The organism is Succinivibrio dextrinosolvens DSM 3072, from assembly GCF_900167015.1.
Lineage (GTDB): Bacteria > Pseudomonadota > Gammaproteobacteria > Enterobacterales > Succinivibrionaceae > Succinivibrio > Succinivibrio dextrinosolvens.
The window spans coordinates 1-19868 of the sequence record NZ_FUXX01000044.1 but is presented as its reverse complement, the minus strand read 5'-3'; the positions used below and the strand labels follow the sequence as shown (position 1 = coordinate 19868).

The 19868-nt window shown below is 37.7% G+C and carries 17 protein-coding genes, 1 tRNA gene and 1 rRNA gene; 7 read left to right on the top strand and 12 right to left on the bottom strand.

The window, feature by feature from the left end; genetic code table 11:
- The 3 genes from B5D46_RS09970 to yfcE form a co-directional block, all read right to left on the bottom strand.
- Positions 1-263 (bottom strand): 16S ribosomal RNA (locus B5D46_RS09970); the annotation flags it as partial.
- 231 nt (positions 264-494) lie between these two features.
- Entirely contained in the window at positions 495-947 is a 453-nt protein-coding gene (locus tag B5D46_RS09965; protein ID WP_143675660.1) for a NanQ anomerase/TabA/YiaL family protein, read from the bottom strand.
- Positions 948-954: 7 nt separating this feature from the next.
- Positions 955-1533: a phosphodiesterase gene (gene yfcE / locus B5D46_RS09960; protein ID WP_078929339.1), complete on the bottom strand. Its 579-nt coding sequence runs from the start codon at positions 1531-1533 to the stop codon at positions 955-957.
- 224 nt (positions 1534-1757) lie between these two features.
- Here yfcE and B5D46_RS09955 point away from each other — a divergent pair, with 224 nt between their 5' ends.
- On the top strand, positions 1758-3359 hold the full coding sequence (locus tag B5D46_RS09955) for a xylulokinase (RefSeq protein ID WP_078929338.1): 1602 nt from the start codon (positions 1758-1760) through the stop codon (positions 3357-3359).
- 52 nt (positions 3360-3411) lie between these two features.
- Here the strand turns inward: B5D46_RS09955 and B5D46_RS09950 are convergent, their stop codons facing one another.
- Positions 3412-4635, bottom strand: a complete 1224-nt coding sequence (locus tag B5D46_RS09950; RefSeq protein ID WP_078929337.1) for an extracellular solute-binding protein — start codon at positions 4633-4635, stop codon at positions 3412-3414.
- A gap of 715 nt (positions 4636-5350) precedes the next feature.
- Between B5D46_RS09950 and B5D46_RS09945 the strand changes: the two genes are divergently transcribed.
- The gene (locus tag B5D46_RS09945; protein ID WP_078929336.1) at positions 5351-6679 is read left to right on the top strand and encodes a carbohydrate porin; all 1329 of its coding nucleotides are present in this window, start codon (positions 5351-5353) and stop codon (positions 6677-6679) included.
- 467 nt (positions 6680-7146) lie between these two features.
- Here the strand turns inward: B5D46_RS09945 and B5D46_RS12425 are convergent, their stop codons facing one another.
- From B5D46_RS12425 to yfbV, 6 genes are all read right to left on the bottom strand, one after another.
- Positions 7147-7278 carry a hypothetical protein gene (locus B5D46_RS12425; RefSeq protein ID WP_268844397.1) on the bottom strand — a complete coding sequence of 44 codons (132 nt, stop codon included), beginning with the start codon at positions 7276-7278 and terminating at the stop codon, positions 7147-7149.
- 200 nt (positions 7279-7478) lie between these two features.
- Positions 7479-8504 carry a galactofuranose ABC transporter, permease protein YjfF gene (yjfF, locus tag B5D46_RS09940; protein ID WP_078929335.1) on the bottom strand — a complete coding sequence of 342 codons (1026 nt, stop codon included), beginning with the start codon at positions 8502-8504 and terminating at the stop codon, positions 7479-7481.
- Complete coding sequence (locus B5D46_RS09935) at positions 8497-9558, bottom strand: ABC transporter permease (protein WP_078929334.1); 1062 nt, start codon at positions 9556-9558, stop codon at positions 8497-8499. The genes yjfF and B5D46_RS09935 overlap by 8 nt, the downstream gene beginning before the upstream one ends.
- The gene (locus B5D46_RS09930; protein ID WP_078929333.1) at positions 9542-11077 is read right to left on the bottom strand and encodes a sugar ABC transporter ATP-binding protein; all 1536 of its coding nucleotides are present in this window, start codon (positions 11075-11077) and stop codon (positions 9542-9544) included. The genes B5D46_RS09935 and B5D46_RS09930 overlap by 17 nt, the downstream gene beginning before the upstream one ends.
- A 102-nt stretch (positions 11078-11179) precedes the next feature.
- On the bottom strand, positions 11180-12163 hold the full coding sequence (locus tag B5D46_RS09925; protein WP_078929332.1) for an ABC transporter substrate-binding protein: 984 nt from the start codon (positions 12161-12163) through the stop codon (positions 11180-11182).
- Positions 12164-12518: 355 nt separating this feature from the next.
- Positions 12519-12971, bottom strand: a complete 453-nt coding sequence (gene yfbV, locus B5D46_RS09920) for a terminus macrodomain insulation protein YfbV (protein WP_078929331.1) — start codon at positions 12969-12971, stop codon at positions 12519-12521.
- A 203-nt stretch (positions 12972-13174) separates the two neighbouring features.
- Here yfbV and pta point away from each other — a divergent pair, with 203 nt between their 5' ends.
- From pta to B5D46_RS09905, 3 genes are all read left to right on the top strand, one after another.
- The gene (pta, locus tag B5D46_RS09915) at positions 13175-15151 is read left to right on the top strand and encodes a phosphate acetyltransferase (protein WP_159443091.1); all 1977 of its coding nucleotides are present in this window, start codon (positions 13175-13177) and stop codon (positions 15149-15151) included.
- A 97-nt stretch (positions 15152-15248) separates the two neighbouring features.
- Positions 15249-16070: an NAD-dependent epimerase/dehydratase family protein gene (locus B5D46_RS09910; RefSeq protein WP_078929329.1), complete on the top strand. Its 822-nt coding sequence runs from the start codon at positions 15249-15251 to the stop codon at positions 16068-16070.
- A 226-nt stretch (positions 16071-16296) separates the two neighbouring features.
- On the top strand, positions 16297-17004 hold the full coding sequence (locus tag B5D46_RS09905) for an L-ribulose-5-phosphate 4-epimerase (RefSeq protein WP_078929328.1): 708 nt from the start codon (positions 16297-16299) through the stop codon (positions 17002-17004).
- Positions 17005-17210: 206 nt separating this feature from the next.
- Here the strand turns inward: B5D46_RS09905 and B5D46_RS09900 are convergent, their stop codons facing one another.
- On the bottom strand, positions 17211-18239 hold the full coding sequence (locus tag B5D46_RS09900; protein ID WP_031491252.1) for a LacI family DNA-binding transcriptional regulator: 1029 nt from the start codon (positions 18237-18239) through the stop codon (positions 17211-17213).
- Between the two features lie 327 nt (positions 18240-18566).
- Between B5D46_RS09900 and B5D46_RS09895 the strand changes: the two genes are divergently transcribed.
- Positions 18567-19271, top strand: coding sequence for a DNA alkylation repair protein (locus B5D46_RS09895; RefSeq protein ID WP_159443090.1), 705 nt, complete (start codon positions 18567-18569; stop codon positions 19269-19271).
- Between the two features lie 57 nt (positions 19272-19328).
- Positions 19329-19421: transfer RNA gene (locus tag B5D46_RS09890), tRNA-Ser, on the top strand.
- Positions 19422-19657: 236 nt separating this feature from the next.
- Here the strand turns inward: B5D46_RS09890 and B5D46_RS12205 are convergent.
- Positions 19658-19868, bottom strand: a 211-nt coding sequence (locus B5D46_RS12205; RefSeq protein WP_159443089.1) for a hypothetical protein, incomplete at its 5' end; no start/stop codon positions are given.

Genomic DNA, 19868 nt, shown 5'->3' with positions numbered 1-19868 from the left:
AGGTGAGCCTTTACCTCACCTACTAGCTAATCCCATTTGGGCGCATCTGATAGCGCATTGCTGCTTTCACCCTCAGGCTGTATGCGGTATTAGCAGTCGTTTCCAACTGTTGTCCCCCTCTATCAGGTAGCTTCCCAAACTTTACTCACCCGTCCGCCACTCGTCATCAGGAAAAGCAAGCTTTTCCTATGTTACCGTTCGACTTGCATGTATTAGGCCTGCCGCCAGCGTTCAATCTGAGCCATGATCAAACTCTTCGATAAAAAAGATTTTGATTTAAATTTTTTGATAGTCCCTCAGCCTTAGCTTTCTCTATCTCTTTGTTTCCCTCTTCCGAGGGCCCACACAGATTGTCCGTACTTGTTTTTAAAGAACTTTTAAAACGCTTGGTTTTATTTGTCGTTGTCGTTCGTGACAACGGAAATGCATTATAGACTTTTTTTGACCCATGTCAAATGTTTTTTAAAATTTTTTTTAATTTTTTTTCTATAAATTTAAATCTTAACCTTCACTACAACCTTAACAACGGCCATTTTTTCATTGTTATAGCATGCTCTTGGCTGATGAGCCTCCTCAGGAGGAACTACGATCAGATCACCTGCTTTTAAATTTACCTTTGTAAAAAATTCTGGGGTGTCATAAAAATAAACGTCATTATCTGGTACTGACTCATTTAGCTTACAGTCTTTAACTAAAGCCATACCAAAACTCTCTTTGCCATCAGCAATATACTGAATATCAAAATATTCCTTGTGAGATTCAAATCTTGCCTCTGAAAAATCAATAGTTTCATAGCGCTGAACCATTGCAAAAACGCCATCTGTAATTACGTATTTGCCATCTTCCATATTTTTAATGTCATGTTCAGCAAGCCACTTATATGCAGCTGTGAATTTTTCTGACAGATAATCGTATTTTGAAACTAAATCAATTGAGGTAGCTAACATTTGAAAATTACTCCTGAAACTTATATGAATTCTGTAAATTTCCATTAAGGTCGTACAACTCTATTGCATTTTCAGTAATCAATGCAAATCCTTTTTGCGTACCACCCTTTGGAATTGAGATCGAACCTGGATTTATGTTTACTACACCGCTGTCTTTATAAAATATTCCAGATACATGGGTGTGACCTGATAGGACTATATCTCCTTTATTAAGACCTAATTTGGAGATCTGCTCTTCAGAATCAATCTTATGAAGATGTCCATGAGTTAAAAATATTCTTTTTAATCCTGCAGTAGTTTCTACAACAACATATCCGTATGCGGCATTGCAGGGAAAATCAAAAACCATTCCGTCAACTTCACTGTCACAGTTTCCTCTGATCGATATAATCCTGTCTTTATACTTATTTAGGATTTCCCCGACAATCATCGGATCATATGAAGAAGGAAGTTTGTTTCTAGGTCCATGATTCAGAAGATCCCCAAGAAGAATAATAAAATCGCAATTAAATTTTTTATAAAACTGCAGAGCCTGTTTTAATTCCTCCGAACCACCGTGAATATCCGACAAAACTAAATATCGCATAACAATCCTTAACTGACATCGTTTTCGTTTTTTATGTTTTTTTTAATATTTCGAAAACATGCTTTCAAATACTGAAATATCTACATCTTCATTGATTCAGAAGAAATAAAAAATAAAATTTTTCTTCAAAAAGTGAGATAAATAACAACTATGCAAACGTTTGTGTTTTATAGTATTATACATATCAAATCCATTCAACATTATAATACATAAGTGAGAATACAATGTCAGACTTAAAAAATATCATTTCCGATGGCAAAGCCATTCTTGGTATTGAATTCGGATCAACCCGTATCAAAGCCGTTCTTATTAATCCTGAAGATTTCAAACCAATCGCACAGGGAGCTCATGAGTGGGAAAACCGCCTGGAAAACGGTTTTTGGACTTACCATTTAGATGATATCTGGACCGGTCTTCAGGACTGCTATCAGGATCTTCTAAAAGATGTTAAGAACCAGTACGGTGTTGCTATCACCAAGCTTGCATCAATTGGTTTCTCAGCAATGATGCACGGTTATATGGCTTTTGATAAAGACGGAAATCAGCTTGCACAATTCAGAACATGGAGAAATGCAAACACCACTGAAGCTGCAGCAAAATTAACTGACTTATTCCAGTTCAACATTCCAGAGCGCTGGAGTATTTCTCATTTATACCAGTGTATTCTAAATAAAGAAGATCATATCTCTAAGGTTGATTTCTTCACTACCCTGGCAGGTTATGTTCACTGGAAGCTGACCGGTGAAAAAGTTCTAGGAGTTGGTGACGCTGCAGGTATGTTCCCTATTGATTCAGACAAGATGGATTACAATCAGGAATACCTGGCAAAATTCAATAATCTTCTAAAAGAAGAAAAACTTCCTTACACTTTAGAGCAGCTTCTGCCTAAGGTTCTAACTGCAGGTGAGAACGCAGGAACCTTAACCGCTGAAGGTGCTAAGTTACTTGATACTTCAGGTACTCTACAGCCAGGATGCCTATTATGCCCACCTGAAGGTGACGCAGGTACCGGTATGGTCGCAACAAATTCTGTTGCTGTAAGAACCGGTAACGTATCCGCTGGCACATCTATTTTCGCAATGGTTGTTCTAGAGAAGGCCTTACAGAAACTTCACAGAGAAATCGACTGTGTAACCACTCCAGATGGATTACAGGTTGCCATGGTTCATGCAAATAACTGTACATCTGATCTGAATGCATGGGTTGGCTTATTCGCAGACTTCTTACGAGCTGCAAACATTGAGATGGATACAACCACTCTGTTCAAGACTCTTTACAACGAGGCACTCAATAATGGAGCTCCTGACTGTGACGGCATTATTACCTATGGTTATCTGTCTGGTGAAAATATCACCAATATTCCTGAAGGCAGACCTCTTCTAGCAAGAATGCCTAACTCAAAATTCAATGTTGCTAACCTGTTCAGATCAAATCTGAATACTTCTTTAGGCGCTATCAGAATCGGTATGAATATTCTGAAGAGCGAAAACGTTAAGATTGATAAACTGTTAGGTCATGGCGGTTTATTCAAGACAAAGGGCGTTGGTCAGTCAATTATGGCAGATGCACTGAATACTCCTGTATGGGTTATGACAACCGCAGGAGAAGGTGGAGCCTGGGGTATTGCCCTACTTGCTGCTTATGCAACTGCAGATAACAACAAGCAGACTCTTCCTCAGTTCCTAGACAGCCGTGTATTCAAGGACGCTGACGGTTCAAAGATCGATCCTACCCCTGCTGGTGTAGCTGGCTTTGATAAGTTCCTAGAAAGATATGTTCTATGCCTGGGAGTTGAAAGACAGGCTGTTGAATGCCTTAAGGCTTAAGACAGAAAAATAACACTGAGAACGGTCACTACAATTTAGTGACCGTTTTTTTTTACATGCCAGATCTGAAAGCTTCGATTTGATAATGAACGAGTTCAACTGCAGAATTTAAAGCATCTTTAACGGACTTGTTATTCTCATAAATTGAACGTAGTGAAGTATCCATTGGAGTCCATACTTCAGCCATCTCAGGAATAGAGGGAGTGGGACTTGCACGACTTGCCTGAACAGCGATTGCGTTTGCAACATCATTCTCAGTAATAATAGGATCAATCATTACAGCCTTAACAGGAGGGATTTCATTGGTATCAAGATATCTCTGTTTTACATATTTCGGCTGATTGATAAATCTTAGGAACTCTTCTGCCAAATCGTAATCATTAGCCCAGGTTGAAATAGCGTATCCCTTCACTCCTAAAAAAGAACTCATAGGTTTTCCGTTTGGAAGAATAGGAAGAGGCGTTACACCATAGTTAATGCCCGCAGTCTTATAATAGTCAAGAGCCCAAGGACCAGTAATTACTGCCCCTACTTTTCCTGAACAGAAAAGGTTATCAAGCTCATAAATACCATCTTCACCTAAAATTGATTCTGGAATACAGGAATTATCATAAAACTTCTTGGCGAGTTCAATTCCTTCAACAGCACCTTTATTTGACAATCCAACGTCATTTGCATCAAGATTGCCATCCTTATCTAAGCCAAAGACATATGCGCCGTAAGGCTGCATCATACTGAAGGCGTAATATAAAGAATCAAGTTTAACTAATAGACCATACTCTTTATTCTCGCGATCAAGTCTCTTCTTAGAATAGTCAAAATACTCTTCAAGAGTATCAAATGGTCTGCGGAGAACAGATTTGTTATAAACCATGATGAGAGTTTCTACAACTTTAGGAACAGCATAGATTTCGCCATTCCGAGTAAATGCAGAAACAGATGAAGCAATATATTTATCCTGATCTTCATTCATAAACTTTATTGGAGCAACAAGTCCCTGAACCACAGCAGAACCAATTCTATCTGATGGAATCATAAAGATATCAGGACCAGTTCCAGCGGGACCATCAAGTCTTAGTTTTTCAACTTGTGATACATATGGAATTTCCTTAACTGTAACCTTACAATTGAATTCGCTCTCAAAATCAGCGACCGCCTGAGTAATACCTTTTGCCTTTTTCTCATCTTCCCAGACTACTAACTCATTAGCAGCAAAAGATTTAGAAGAAAAAGTTACAAGAAGAATCAAGCCAATATATTTTGATAATCTGCTCATTATCATCGCACCAAATAGCTCTATGAATGTCCCAAACTTATTTTTTCACGTAATTATTATTTTAATAGTGACTTAACGCGCAAATTCTGCATCGAATAAAGTCTCGCTATTTTATAGCTAAAATAAAGAAAAAAATATACAAGACACAAATTGTGCATTATTACAATTTCTCTCAAATTTTTTTTATTTTTCTTTTATAGAAACAGATAAAAATCATGTTTTATGCATTCTGTCACGATTTTTTATAAACACGCATCAAAAAATCTCAAAACTGACGATGACAAAATAATGCAATAATTTTCATTTTTATAAAAAAGTTGATATTGTCTAAATTTTTCAGAACGCTAAAACGATTTATTGCAAATTGCTATATATTTTATTTTTTCAATAAGAATGTTTTGTGATTTATATCTCATTTTATACATATCGTTTTAAAGATTTTTTGGAATCAAGATCACTAAATTTATTTTTCATGTTTGAAGAAATAAAAAAAATAAAACAAAATAAAAACGCTTAAAAACATCTATTAAAAATTCTAAATAATTTATTTGGTGTTTTTAGGTAAAAAAAACAAAGATCCGATGAGATCGATAATAAAAAAGTCTGAATATTAATTTGTGAAGTTAATTTGAAGAACTTAAATGCAGAAATGTATTTATGAAATTTCCTTCTCAAAATTCGGATCTATAAATTAAATTTTTTTGGGATATAAATTATGAAGAAAATCAGCTTAATAGCTGCAGCTATGTTTGCAGCCGTCACTTCTATGCCTGCAGCACACGCAGAATACACTCCAAATGTTAACTTCTCAGGTTACTTACGTTCTGGTATACAGCATGGTAGCAGTGCTTTCACCGCAAAACGTTTTGTAACTCAGGTTGGTCGTCTTGGTAACGAAAATGATACTTTTGCCGATTTAGGTTTTGGTTCAGATGTAGTTAAAGTAGAAGATACAACCTTCTCAGTATTTGCAATGTTCGGTCATGGAGAAGACAATGATGACTACGATTGGAATAAGAACATCGCAGTACGTCAGCTTTACGTTAATGTAAATGGTTTAATAGATAGCGATAAAGATGCAAACATCTGGATCGGTAAGAGATACTACAAGCGTGAAGACACCCATATCAATGATTTCTACTACTACAACGTATCAGGTACTGGTACCGGTATTGATACTCTAACTGTTGGTCCTGGTAAACTAAATCTGGCTTGGACAAGAACTGATAGAGACGGAGATGATGTTAACTATCAGTTAAAAGATGGTTATACAAAGGAAGTTGATTCAAATGGCAATGAAATTAAACCTAGCAAGCTAAAGGTTAATTATTTCGATACTCGTTATGAATTCCCTGCTTGGAATGATGCAACCATCCAGTTAGGTGCAACATATGTAAAACCAGAAAAGGATAAAAAAGGTTATTACAAGGCATATACAACCGACAAAGAATTCGGAGATGCAATTAATCTAAGCATCGAATTAAATCAGGGTTTTGCTGCAGGTTGGAATAAGTCAATTTTCCAGGCATTCCTAGGTTCAACTGCAAGAGATGCAAACTGGGGAAGCAGTGCTAAAGTTTACGGTGATACAGGAGCTGGTTACAGATTTATCAACACTGGTGACACTCATATCACAGAACGTTTCGGTTTCCAGCACGTTGTTAATGCAGCTTACTCAACAGGAAGCGAATATGACAAGGACTTAAAGACAAGCTTTGACAACTGCAAGAGCTTATCTGTAATTGTTCGTCCATTCTATCAGCTAACCAAGATGACTCGTTTAGTTGCAGAAGCTGGCGCATACGTAGAGAAAACAAAGTATGAAGATGGTTCTCATCTAACTAAGAACGGTAAGAAGTATACTCTTGCTTATGCAATTGCACCTGATGCTTCAAACTTCTGGTCACGTCCTGAGTTAAGATTCTACGTTTCATATGTTCACGGTTCAAATACCAATGATCAGGTTGGTCCAAAGACAAAGAGCGGTGTTTTGGATAAGACCAGTGATTTAATGTTCGGTGCTCAGGTTGAAGCTTGGTGGTAATAAATTACTTAATGTAATATAAATTCTTAAAAATGTTCCCTCTGTATCTATATATAGAGGGACTTTTTGTTCCAGATTATTAAATCACCTCAAAAACTGAAAACTCGACTTGCGTTGAAGTATTGTTACCTCTGACCTAGTAAATTAACAATATAGTTTCAACGCCTTTTTGTATCTACCCTATTCAAACACTTCCTTTACTCTACAATCATCTTATTATCATTTAACTTTAACAATAAACTTCGAAGAAGTAATTAGTAGAATTCTTAATAAAAGCTGGTAATACTGAATCATTCAATACAGATATGATTAAGAGAGGATAATCAGGAAATTACAGAATAGATTAAGATTAGAAAGTATCTTAACTATAGAAGAAATTATGCTGCTCAAAAACGATAATAGGCATAGATCCGTCCGATAGGATCTATGCCTACTAACCTTTATCTCCTAAATATCACCTATACAGATTAACGATCAATTGTAAAAGAAGAGTTAACTCTTGTTACAGTTGTTGGTTCATCTTGTATTGCACTGATTGTAACTGATGCTATTGCTGTAATTACAGTAAGAGCAATTAAGAATAAATTTGCCTTTGTCATAGCACATCCCTCATGCAAGATTATTCTTGTGTCTACTGTCTTTATGTTTATTTTTAAATTTTTATAGTTTTATTTTTAAATTAATAATAATTGTTATTGTTATATATCGATCATAGATAATTAATAAGAATAGGAAATAGAAAGGGGTATGCTTTGTGACATACCCCTAAATTCATTTAATGAAAGTGTGATCGATGAATTTATTTAGTATCCTTTACAGAACCTTCAGCAATCTGGTTCATAAGTTTATTCTTATGAGCATTTACTAAAGCCTGCATTACGATGAACAAGCATAGTAATAAACCAACAACGATCTTGGTCCACCATGCAGATAGAGTTCCCTGGAAGGAGATAATGGTCAGAATTGAGCCCTGAATCATTACACCTAATAGAGTACCTGGCATAAAGCCAACACCACCCATCAGCTGGGTTCCACCGATAACAGAAGAAGCAATTGCATCCATCTCCATACCTAAACCATGAAGTGTGTATCCTGATAACATGATCCATGAGTAGCAGATACCACCTAATGCAGCACAGAAACCAGAGATAATATAAACACGAACACGGATGAAATCAGTCTTCAAGCCCATCAGTTTAGCTGACTGCTCATTACCTCCGATAGCGTATACGCCTCTACCGAATGAGGTATAACGAAGGATGATGGTAGCAAGTACAACCATGAACAATGCAATAACAGCACCTAAAGATAAGAAGTAGTCACCGAACTCGAATGAGAAGAATGCTAATTCTGAGTACTGAGGATTGTCGATTGGCACTGAATCACGAGATAAGATTGCAGTTAAACCACGGCATAGGAACATTGTACCTAGAGTAACAATGAAAGGCTGCAGTCTGAAGTAGGTAATCAGTAGACCGTTAATCAGACCGACAGTAATACCGATTGCAAGAACAATAGCCATACATACATATGGGCTTATTGTTGTATCTCTCATCAGTACAGCCAGAGTCATGCATGATAGTGAAACCACTGCACCAACAGACAGGTCAATACCACCAAAACCAGATAGAATTGTAAAGGTAATACCTACTGTTACAATGATAAGAGGAGCATTATCGATAAACAGATTCAGGAAAACCTGCAGGCTGAAGAAGCCATCAAATAAAACTGAACCGAAACCGAATAAAACCAGGAATAATGCACCAGTTACATAGAATGGGAAGTTCTGGGATGCAACTAAGTTTGATAAAAACCTACTACGCATTTGAAACCTCCTTCTTTCCACTCAACTGAGTATCAAGACGCTTTAACTTATAGTTGCGATACATTTCTTTAAACTTCTCAGACTGGAATACGATGATCAGAAGAATAACAATTGCCTTAACAGCAGGAAGACGATCTGATGAAACACCAATTGCGTACATGGTTGTGGTTAAGGTCTGAATGGTAATAGCACCGATGATAGTACCACCAATATAGTATCTACCACCAACCATCAGAGTACCACCTAGAGTAACAGCAAGAATTGCGTCCATTTCCATGTTCAGACCGGCATTATTAGCATCTGCAGCTCTAATCAGAGAGCCTTCAATCAGACCAGCGGTACCAGCACAGAAACCAGAGAAAATGTATACAGCGAACAGAACTGCTGTAACCTTAATACCAGCGTAACGGGCTGCATTGGCATTGATACCAACAGACTGAATCATTAAACCGATTGAAGTTCTCTTGTTAATGAAAAGAACCAGAATAACCATTGCAAGAGCAATAATCATTGCAGTTGGAAGCATTACACCTGGGATGTTACCACCGATGTAAGCGAATGGCTTGTAGTAAACGGTAATGATCTGACCGTCAGTCATAAGCTGAGCAATACCACGACCAGCTGTCATCAGAATCAAGGTAGCAACCATTGCCTGAATCTTAAGCTTTGCAACCAGGGTACCATTCCAGATACCTGCAACAATACCGACACAGAGTGAAGCTAGAATTGCAACGAAGAATGGATGCTCAGGAATTCCAGAAATATTACCACCTAACATCACACAGCATGTTGCAGAAGAAATTGCCACAACAGCACCAACAGAAATGTCGATACCGCCAGTTGCAATAACGAATGTCATGCCTAATGCAAGAATGATAAGTGAAGATGCACGGTAAAGAATATCAATAGGACGACCGTACAGATTGCCATTTTCCATAACTTCAATTTTGAAGAAGTCATCTACGAAAAATGCATTGAATAAAAGCAGCACTGCTAAAGCAACCAGAGGCAAAGCAAGTGAGCTTTGAGTAAATTTTTTAACAAGACTTTCCATGATAGTCTCCGGCTATTGCTTGCATAATATGAGCAGTTGAAATTTCATCATCATTTAATTCAGTAATCTTCTCATGATCACGAATTACCATGACTCTTGAACAGGTACGAACCATTTCGCCCATCTCACCTGAGATGAATACAACTGACATGCCCTTTTCCTTAGCTAAGGAAACAGCTAGTGCTTCGATTTCAGACTTGGTACCAACGTCAATACCACGGGTTGGCTCATCTAAAATCAGAAGATTAGGTTCAGTTGCAAGCCATCTAGCAATAATAACCTTCTGCTGGTTACCACCAGATAGGTTCTTGATGAGCTGCTCACGGTCAGATACCTTAATTCTCAACAGATTGATATAGTAGTCAGCAAGCTTGTTCTGGCGATGTCTAGACATATGCTTGAACATGCCGTTCTTAGCCTGTAGAGCAAGGATAATGTTCTCTCTTACAGAAAGATCACCGATAATACCCTGTACCTTACGATCTTCAGGACAGAATGCGATACGATTCTTCATCATATCCATTGGAGTCTTAACAGAAACAGCAGTTCCATCAATATAGATGTTTCCGCTTGATTTCAGAAGTGTACCGAACAGAGTTTCAGCAATTTCAGATCTGCCTGAACCTAACAGACCGGCAAAGCCAACAACTTCACCTTCCTTGATGTCCATTGAAAGATCTTTTACCTTTCCAGGAACAGTTACGTGCTCTGTCTCCAAGAATACATTCTCGCGAGGAACAGATTTATCAACGTTAGATTCAATTTCGCCTTCTTTAACTTCCTTACCCATCATCTTTGAAATCAGTTCAATTCTAGGTAAAGACTTGATATCGTACTCACCGATGTAGGTACCATCACGTAAAACTGTGATGCGATCGCAGATTGTATAAATCTGCTCTAGGAAATGAGAAATGAAAATAATTGAGATGCCCTGAGACTTCAGATTACGCATAATCTTAAACAGTCTCTCAGTTTCTTTATCTGATAGTGATGAAGTAGGCTCATCCAGAATCAGAACTTTACATTTGGTATCGATAGCACGTGCAATTGCAATCATCTGCTGCATTGCAACCGGATAGAAATTAAGTTCTTTGGTTACATCTATATCAATACCTAATTCACGGAATAGTAAGTCAGATGCATTCTTCTGCATTGTTGCCCAGTCGATACGACCAAATGCTCCGCGAGGTTCACGTCCAATGTAAATATTTTCTGCAACTGACAAATTAGCACATAGATTTACTTCCTGATAAACGGTAGAAATACCCATCTGCTGACTGGCTAGAGGAGTGGTAGGCTCGATTACCTTACCATCGAAAGTGATTTCACCATTAGTCTTGTGATAAACACCTGTTAATACTTTAACTAATGTTGATTTTCCAGCACCGTTCTCACCCATTAAAGAGATAATTTCACCTTTTTTCAGATTGAAAGAAACATCTTTTAAGGCTTTAACTCCAGGGAAGAACATGTCTATGTGTTTCATCTGCAATATATATTCGTTGTCTTCTAAGGCCATACAGCCCTCCTAATGCAGGTGTTCTTCTTGATGATTGATGATTGGTTTAAATTCAAATTAGGGTGCAATTGCTGCACCCTATTTTTGTTGTTGTAAATATGATTAGTATTTACGTGATGGGAATACTTCAGCAGCCTTGTCTGCAGTGTAAACGCCTTCCTCTACGAATACGCTCTTAGGAACTGACTCGCCCTTTAGAACCTTTTCTGCAGTCTGGAAGAATAGCTCACCCTGTAGTGGGTTACACTCAACAGTTGCATTGGTCTTGCCGTCGATCATAGCCTGGAAGATACCCTTTACACCGTCAACTGAAACGATGATGATATCCTTTGATGGCTTTAGACCTGCAGCTTCGATAGCCTGAACAGCACCTAATGCCATATCGTCGTTCATAGCGAATAGAATATCGATGTCGTTACGATTTGACTTTAGGAATGACTCCATAACTTCCTGGCCCTTCTGACGGGTGAAGTCACCAGTCTGTGAAGCTAGGATGTTGAACTTCTTAGCGCCATCAGGATCTGCCTTTAGAGCATCGTTGAAGCCGTTACCACGACCGGTAGTTGCTGATGCACCAACAGTACCCTCAAGAATAACAATGTTTAACTTGTCACCGCCGTTACGTGGCTTAACATTGTTAGCCTTTACGTAATCGTCGATCCACTTGTAAACTTTCTGACCTTCTGCATATGAATCAGTACCAATCTTTGCAACATATAGAGATGGATCTGAAACGGTTAGGTCACGGTCAACAATCAATACAGGAATCTTTGCTCTCTTAGCTTCACGTAGAATGTTATCCCAACCGGTAGCAACGATAGGTACTAGACCGATTAAATCAACCTTCTGAGCAATAAATGTACGGATTGCCTTGATCTGGTTCTCCTGCTTCTGCTGAGCATCTGAGAACTTTAGATTTACATTGTGAGCCTTTGCTGCTTCCTTAACATCGTTAGTGTTAGCAGTACGCCACTCTGACTCAGCACCGATCTGAGAGAAACCAATGGTTAACTGCTTAGCCTGAACAGCTGAAGAAGCAATGATTGCACCGATAGATGCAGCAAGAACAGCTTTTACTAATTTCATAACAACTCCTGATTGTAATGTTTGTTTGTAAATAGAAAGAATTACCAAATAATTAACTCTTTTCTGAGACTGATTGTATGACAGAGAGCGCTCAAAACGAATTTCGGATTAAAGAAAACGTGACACAGTTTTACATTTTTTGCGTTTTTATAAAAAATTTTTTGAGGTGCTTCAAAAATAATACGTAAACCTTTACGGAAATTCTTAATTTTGAAGCTTTTCTTTAAATCCAAATTTTAATTATTTGATTTATAGATATATTAGCATATCACATAAAATTATAGACTAACATTTATGTAAATAATTTTACATTTTTGCAAACGATTACAAACAGTTTGTTATCAAAATTCGCAATTTACAGTTTTTTCAGAAGATCTGTTCCGAAGGTTTTAATACAGGCATTGAGAGCTTTTTCAAGGTCCATCATGGTTGGATTCATAGCAGGCTCCTTTTCAAGTTTGGAGCATACGAGAATATAAAAATCCTTCTGCTTGTCATTTAATCTGGTTACAGCTCTTTTATAAAACCACAGGTATCCCTGCAGAGGCATAAGCATCAGAAAAATCACACAGACCAAGGTTACAGGAAAGTTAGATGACAGCGCAAACAGGAGAGGAATCCCCTTGAATCCGCCTCCCTGGTAAACGGCCCAGAATAGAATAAAAACAATAAAAGGTGGTAGTATTTTTCGTCCGAGCATAACGGCTCTTTTAACACGGCATTCTGGGAAAACGGGATTTAGCAATGGTTCCAGAGGCCAGTCATTCATATACTGAATTCCAATTTTGATTTTACTTACAATATTCACCAGCTATCCTTAAAATAATTTTCATTTAAGAAAATTCTATAAATAGTTATCTTAAAAACACAATCTACTATACAAAAAATACAATCTTATCATTTTATTACGAATCTGCATTTATACGGTATGTTATAATTTTTTGGTTAATATGCTTGGATACAGATCCGTGTATAGAAATAATTTAAATTTTGGCAAGTATGGAGTCACAAGTGTCACGTAATGTTATGCTAGTGCCAGCAGGTAAAACCACTGGTATTTTTACTGCATCTTTAGGTTTAGTAAAGGCTTTAAACGACAACGGCGTTAAGGCTGCTCTTTTCACACCATTCTACAGCTGCTGCGGTAAAGAGTGTTCAACAACCTCTTTAAACAAGTGCTGTGCTGCTAAGAAGCTTTCTGAAGGAAAAAAGACAGAAGTTATCGAAGCAATCGTAGCAAACTACAATGCTCTAAAAGATGCAAATAAATATGATGTAATTGTTATTGAAGGTGTAACTGACGCTCCTTTCAACGTTAATGAGATCAACGCTGAAATCTGCCACGCTTTTGATGCAAATATTATTTCTGTAGTATCAGGCAAGTGCAAGTGCGCTAAGAGCGCAATTGATGCAACACTTCTTTACTTCGGCAACGCTGGAAAGAACCAGCACCTAGGAACAATTCTTTTAAATGAGAAGGCTCCTAAGGATGCTAAGGGCAACAAGAAGCTAGTTCTTTCAGGCTGTGGCAAGTGCTGCGGTTCTGCATGTGATGCTAAGAAGGAAGATGCAGTTCTAACAGATTTCATTGCCAATGTTAACTTCGACATGGCTTACTACGCTCCAAGAGCAAAGGACATCGCTCAGTTTATCGATGCAAAGATTGCATCAGGCGACGAGAATGTTCGTGCATTCAAGGTTTCTCTTTCAAATGAAAGCGCAAACGAGAAATCAGTTCTTGTAACAGATACTCTTCCAGCACAGACTTCAGCTAAGATTGTTATTCTAACCGACGGCGTTTCAGGTTCAGTTGACGGCGCTACCGTAATTACCTCAGAGAAGCCAATGTGGTCTGTTGCTCAGGCTCTAGCAGATTTCCCTGCTCAGTTAAGAGACGATGAAGAACAGAAGAAGTTAATTGAGGAAAATGCTTCAAAAGACTTCGATGCAAAGGCAATCAATTTAATCAAGAATCTTGAAGAGAAGGCAACTCCTCTAATGAGCCCAGCTGCATTCCGTAGCAAGCTGACTGCTCTTGCAAGAGCTGCTCACAAGAAGATTGCTCTACCAGAGGGTGATGAGCCACGTACAGTATGTGCTGCAGCTAAGGTTGCAGAGCAGAACATCGCAGTTCCAGTTCTATTCGGTAAGAAGGACAAGATCCTTGAGGTTGCTAAGGCTCAGGGCGTAACTCTTGGTGAGAACGTTGAGTTCGTTGATCCAGATTCAGTTCGTGAGAAGTATGTTGACAGACTGGTTGAGCTACGTAAGGCTAAGGGTGTAACTCCAGAACAGGCTCTTGAAATGTTACAGGACAACGTATTCCTTGCAACAATGATGATCGACAGCAAGGAATTAGATGGTCTAGTTTCAGGTGCTGTTCACACAACAGCTAATACCATCCGTCCAGCTCTTCAGGTTCTAAAGACAGCTCCTGGTGCAAAGCTTGTTTCAGCTATTTTCTTCATGCTGATGGACGAGCAGGTTTATGTATACGGTGACTGTGCTCTAAACATCAACCCAACTGCTGAAGAGATTTCAGAGATTGCAATCCAGTCTGCTGATACCGCTAAGGCATTCGGTATTGATCCAAGAGTTGCAATGGTTACCTACTCAACCATTAATTCTGGTAAAGGTCCAGATGCAGACATGATGAAGGAAGCTACTGCTCTTGTTCGTGCAAAGCGTCCTGATATCGCTGTTGACGGCCCTCTACAGTACGACGCAGCTGTAATGCCAGACGTTGCAGCTCAGAAGGCTCCTGGTTCACCAGTTGCAGGTAAGGCAACTGTATTCATCTTCCCTAACCTGTCTACCGGTAACACTGTTTACAAGGCAGTTCAGCGTTCAGCTAAACTTGTTTCTATCGGCCCTATGTTACAGGGTATGAAGAGACCTGTTAACGATCTGTCTCGTGGTGCTTTAGTTGACGATATCATCTACACTGTAGCTGTTACCGCAATTCAGGCAACTCAGGTTAAAGACTAATTCAGAACTCTGAATTAACTTAAGTAAAAGCAGCTTCGGCTGCTTTTATTTTATCCGCCTACTATAATCCAAATAGACATACACTTTAGGAGTAAAGATGAGAATACTTGTTGCTGGAGGCTCTGGATTTATAGGAAGAGAGCTTATTACCCTTCTCCACAAGAATGAAGATACTATCTTCGTATACACTCATCAGAAAAATGTCGTAAACAATCTTGGATTTCAAAAAGAGATTACAGTATTAAAAGCTGATGACGAATTTCCTGAGGTTGACGTTATCGTAAATCTTTCAGGAGAGTCAATAGCAGAGAAAAGACTAAGCAAATCACGACTTGAAGAGATACAGAACTCAAGAATAGAAACAATAGAGCTTCTCTCAGAAAAATACACCGATAAATTTCCTTCTCATTTTATACAGGCAAGTGCAACAGGAATCTATAAGGATAACTGCCTGCAGGATGAAACAGGAGACCTTTCTGATACTGTATATGCAAGTATTTGCAAGGCTATTGAAAACAAAGCAGGAGAGCTTACTGACAGGCATAAGACTAACGTCAGCATCTGTCGAATAGGTGTTGTCGTGGGAACAGGAGGCGGTCTTGCAGATAATCTAAAATACATGCCTAGACTATATATTATAGGAGGCAACAACTATATCCCTTACCTTTCTGTTTCTGACTGTGCTCTAGCTATAAGGCATATCATTATCAATAAGCTTTATGGAATTTTCAATCTGTGTTCTGATCATTTTCTGACAGCAAATCAGATTTTAAAACTCGCATCATCCTCAAAATTTCTCACAATTCCCATTCCCAAACTGGTGCTGAAATTCGATAAAAGAGGAGATCTTCTTCTGACAAATCAGAGAATTATTCCAAAGGCGTTAAAAGAAAACGGTTTTATTTTTGACCGTTTTTAACACCAATTGCAATCGTTTGCGATTAAATTTAACTTATTGATATTTAAGAGTTTAAATATTTAATACTAAAATATTTTGCATAGATCATACTTTTACTACTTTTCTTAATAAAAATTAAGCGTACAATAAGTTCATATAAAAAAAGCGAAGATAATTTTTTCATCTATAAATCACAACATCAATATAAATATACACAACATCAATTTATAAAAACTCGGAGTAAAAAATGTTAGAAGATCTTAAGAAAGCCGTATTCGAAGCTAACTTAGACTTACCAAAGCATGGCTTGGTAACCTTCACCTGGGGTAATGTATCAGGTATTGACAGAAAGTCAGGCCTAGTAGTAATCAAACCATCAGGAGTTGACTACGAAACCATGAAGGTTGAGGATATGGTTGTAGTAGATCTGAAGACAGGCGAAACTGTTGAAGGTGATTTAAATCCATCAACAGATACTCCAACACACCTAGAATTATACCGTTCATGTCCAGATATTCAGGGTGTTGTTCATACTCATTCACGCAATGCAACTTCATTTGCTCAGGCTGGTATTGATATTCCTGCCTTAGGTACTACTGGTGCAGACTATTTCTACGGTGCAATTCCATGCACAAGAAAAATGACCAAGCAGGAAATCGAAAGTGAATACGAGCTTGAGACCGGTAAAGTAATCGTTGAAACCTTTAAGAAGCGCAACATCAACATGAAGGATGTTCCTGCATGTGTAGTTTACTCTCATGGACCATTCGTTTGGGGAAAATCACCTGCTAATGCTGTTTATAATGCAGTTGTTCTTGAAGAAGTTGCATTTATGGCATATCACGCTCTAACCTTAAGACCAGATCTTCAGCCAATGCAGCAGGATCTGCTTGATAAGCACTACTTACGTAAGCATGGTGCTAACGCTTATTACGGACAGATTAAAAAGAATTAATTTGTTATTAAGTAAACTCTCAAAATACGTAGTTCTTTAATTCGTGACCTAAACATTGTGATGTTTAGGTCTTTTTTATTATATGCAGAGACTCATGACTATTTAGGTCAATTCAGATTAACAGCACTAATACGACCTGTTCAGGATAAAAAAAATCCCACATATAAAACGTGGGACCTTCACAATCAAACAAACATAATATAAAACTAATCGAAGTGACTCTTAACTTTAATAACAGTATCCACGATGTAGTCTTCAGGGAGATTTCCTATCTTATTCAGATAATCATGTAATTTCTTAATAACCTGATATCCCTGTACTACAGGAGACTGACAGATTACAAAGTCAATAATATCGTTCTTTACCAGTTCCTTGGTGGTGTAAATCTCATCACATGCAAGAATAAAACGCTTATGTTCAGAATCTGCAATAATTGCTGCACCAAGACCTGAAACACCAGAACCAGTTGCCATATAAACAACATTGACATCAGGATGCTTCATGAAGGCTTTCATAGTAACCTGCTGAGTAATAATGTCCTGATCATTACCCTCTATTACATCAACAATTTCATAATCCTGTCTTCTTGATTTCATTTCGGAAATAAAGCCATCGAGTCTGGTCTTATGACCCAAATGAGACTTATAACCTACAACGACAAGAATTTTTAGAGGAATGCCTGGATGACACTTATCAACCATGGCTGCTGCAACTTTTCCAGACTTTAAGTAGTCAGGACCAACAAAACATAATCTCTTGGTTCCAGGTAAGTCATTATTCAGAAGAACAACAGGATATCCCTTATCTGAAAGTTCAGCAATCTTGTTTCGAATCTCTTCAGAATCAACAGAGCATAATACAAACGCTTTACATCCTGAATTTTCAAGTTCATCAAGAGCTTTAATCTGAGTATCAACACTCCAGCCTTCCTGTTCCTTGATGATCACATCAATTCCTAAATCCTTGAACTCCTTTAAAGCCATATCGATGCCTTTTTTGATATCATCGAAGAAAGGAGAATTGATACTAGGAATTACTATACCAACATAGTTAATGCTTTTCTGAGAAGATAAAGCTCGACCAGCTCGATTTGGAATATACCCCAATTCCTGAGCAAGCTGACGAATTCTCTCTGATGTTTTTGCGCTGACTTCATTCTTATCATTAAGTGCGCGTGAAACAGTACCTATCGAAACGCCAGATGCTTTAGCTAGGTCTTTTAAGGTGACGCTCATTTGTTTCCTCGTAAAAATTCGCAAACGGTTACAATGTTATTATTTATTATCATATTATTTTACTAAAAATTGCATAACTTTGCCTTATATTTGCGTGGTAGATAGCAATTTTATTTGTAAACGAAAAATATTGTGCACAAATAAAATTTGCATAACACTGTAACTCATTAAATTACAAGATGATTTTATTATACATTCCGTGTCGATGAAAAATCGAAACTATTTTGATGTAAAAAATTTGGTATAGTCTACCTTAACTTGTAAATAAAACAAAATAACATGGAGCAGATATATCTTTTCTCGAAAAAGAATGTCTTCGTAAAAAATATGAAAAATTTTTCATGGAATGATTTATACAAGGATTTGGAGAATTCTAAAGAGGAATCATACAGAGAATTCTCACAGAAACTAAGTCCAGATATAAAGATATTAGGAGTTCGCATTCCAATAGTCAGAAAAATTGCCCTCAGATATTTAAAAGAATACTCAACAGAGGAACTTTTATCCTCACCTCTACCTGATAATGCATATCTTGAAGAAAAACTCTGTAAGGCGATTTTCATCGGCAGAGCAAAAATAGACGAAAAAAAGAGAATTGATCATGTAAAAGAGTTTCTAAGCTATATTGACGGCTGGGCCATATGCGATGGATTCTGCTCTGAGCTAAAGGCATGTAAGGATAATCATAAGCTGTACTATCCGCTAATCAAAAAGTGTTTTAAGGTACAAAGCAAGCCTTTTACTCTAAGATTTGCCTGTGTAATGTCTCTTATGTATTTCTCAGATGCTAAATACGAAGATGAGATTATTTCATACCTGAATAATATAAACACAGAAGAATACTATGTACACATGGGTGTAGCCTGGCTTATAGCTACTCTGTACACAAAAAACGGTCAATCTGTTCTTGATAAGGTTAACAGCATTGTTCTAGATGATAAAACCTATAACAAAGCACTTCAGAAAATTACTGAATCAAATTACGTAAGTAAAGAAACTAAGGTACAAATCAGAAAAATGAAACGCAGATAGTTCTATTATCATCTTACTATTTGTTTTTATGAACAATTTGAATATAATTGTGCTTACGGAGAAATGGCAGAGTGGTTGAATGCATCGCACTCGAAATGCGACAATCGTCTTATAGGCGGTTCAGGGGTTCAAATCCCCTTTTCTCCGCCATCCAACAGCATCTCTAAACGAATAATCAATCCATTCAGAAAATTACCACCTGCGTTTTGCATTGAGTTGTACCTACACAACAATCTTGTCCAAGTAATTCCCTGCGTTTTGCATTGAGTTGTACCTACCCTGCGTTTTGCATTGAGTTGTACCTACACAACAATCTTGTCCAAGTAATTCCCTGCGTTTTGCATTGAGTTGTACCTACACAACAATCTTGTCCAAGTAATTCGTTTCTAATGTGGTTTACGAGCCTTCTTTAATCTGTTCGCATAGGCAAGTTCATTGTCATATCTGTCAGATGGAGTCTTTGCTCTAAATAACTTCAGACACTCCTGCTGAACTTTTGATACAGGCTTCACTGCAATAAATCCTGAGGTAAATTCTATTTCCTGAATTCCATTTAATTCGTCAATAATTTTCTTAAAGGAATTATGTGGTGGATTT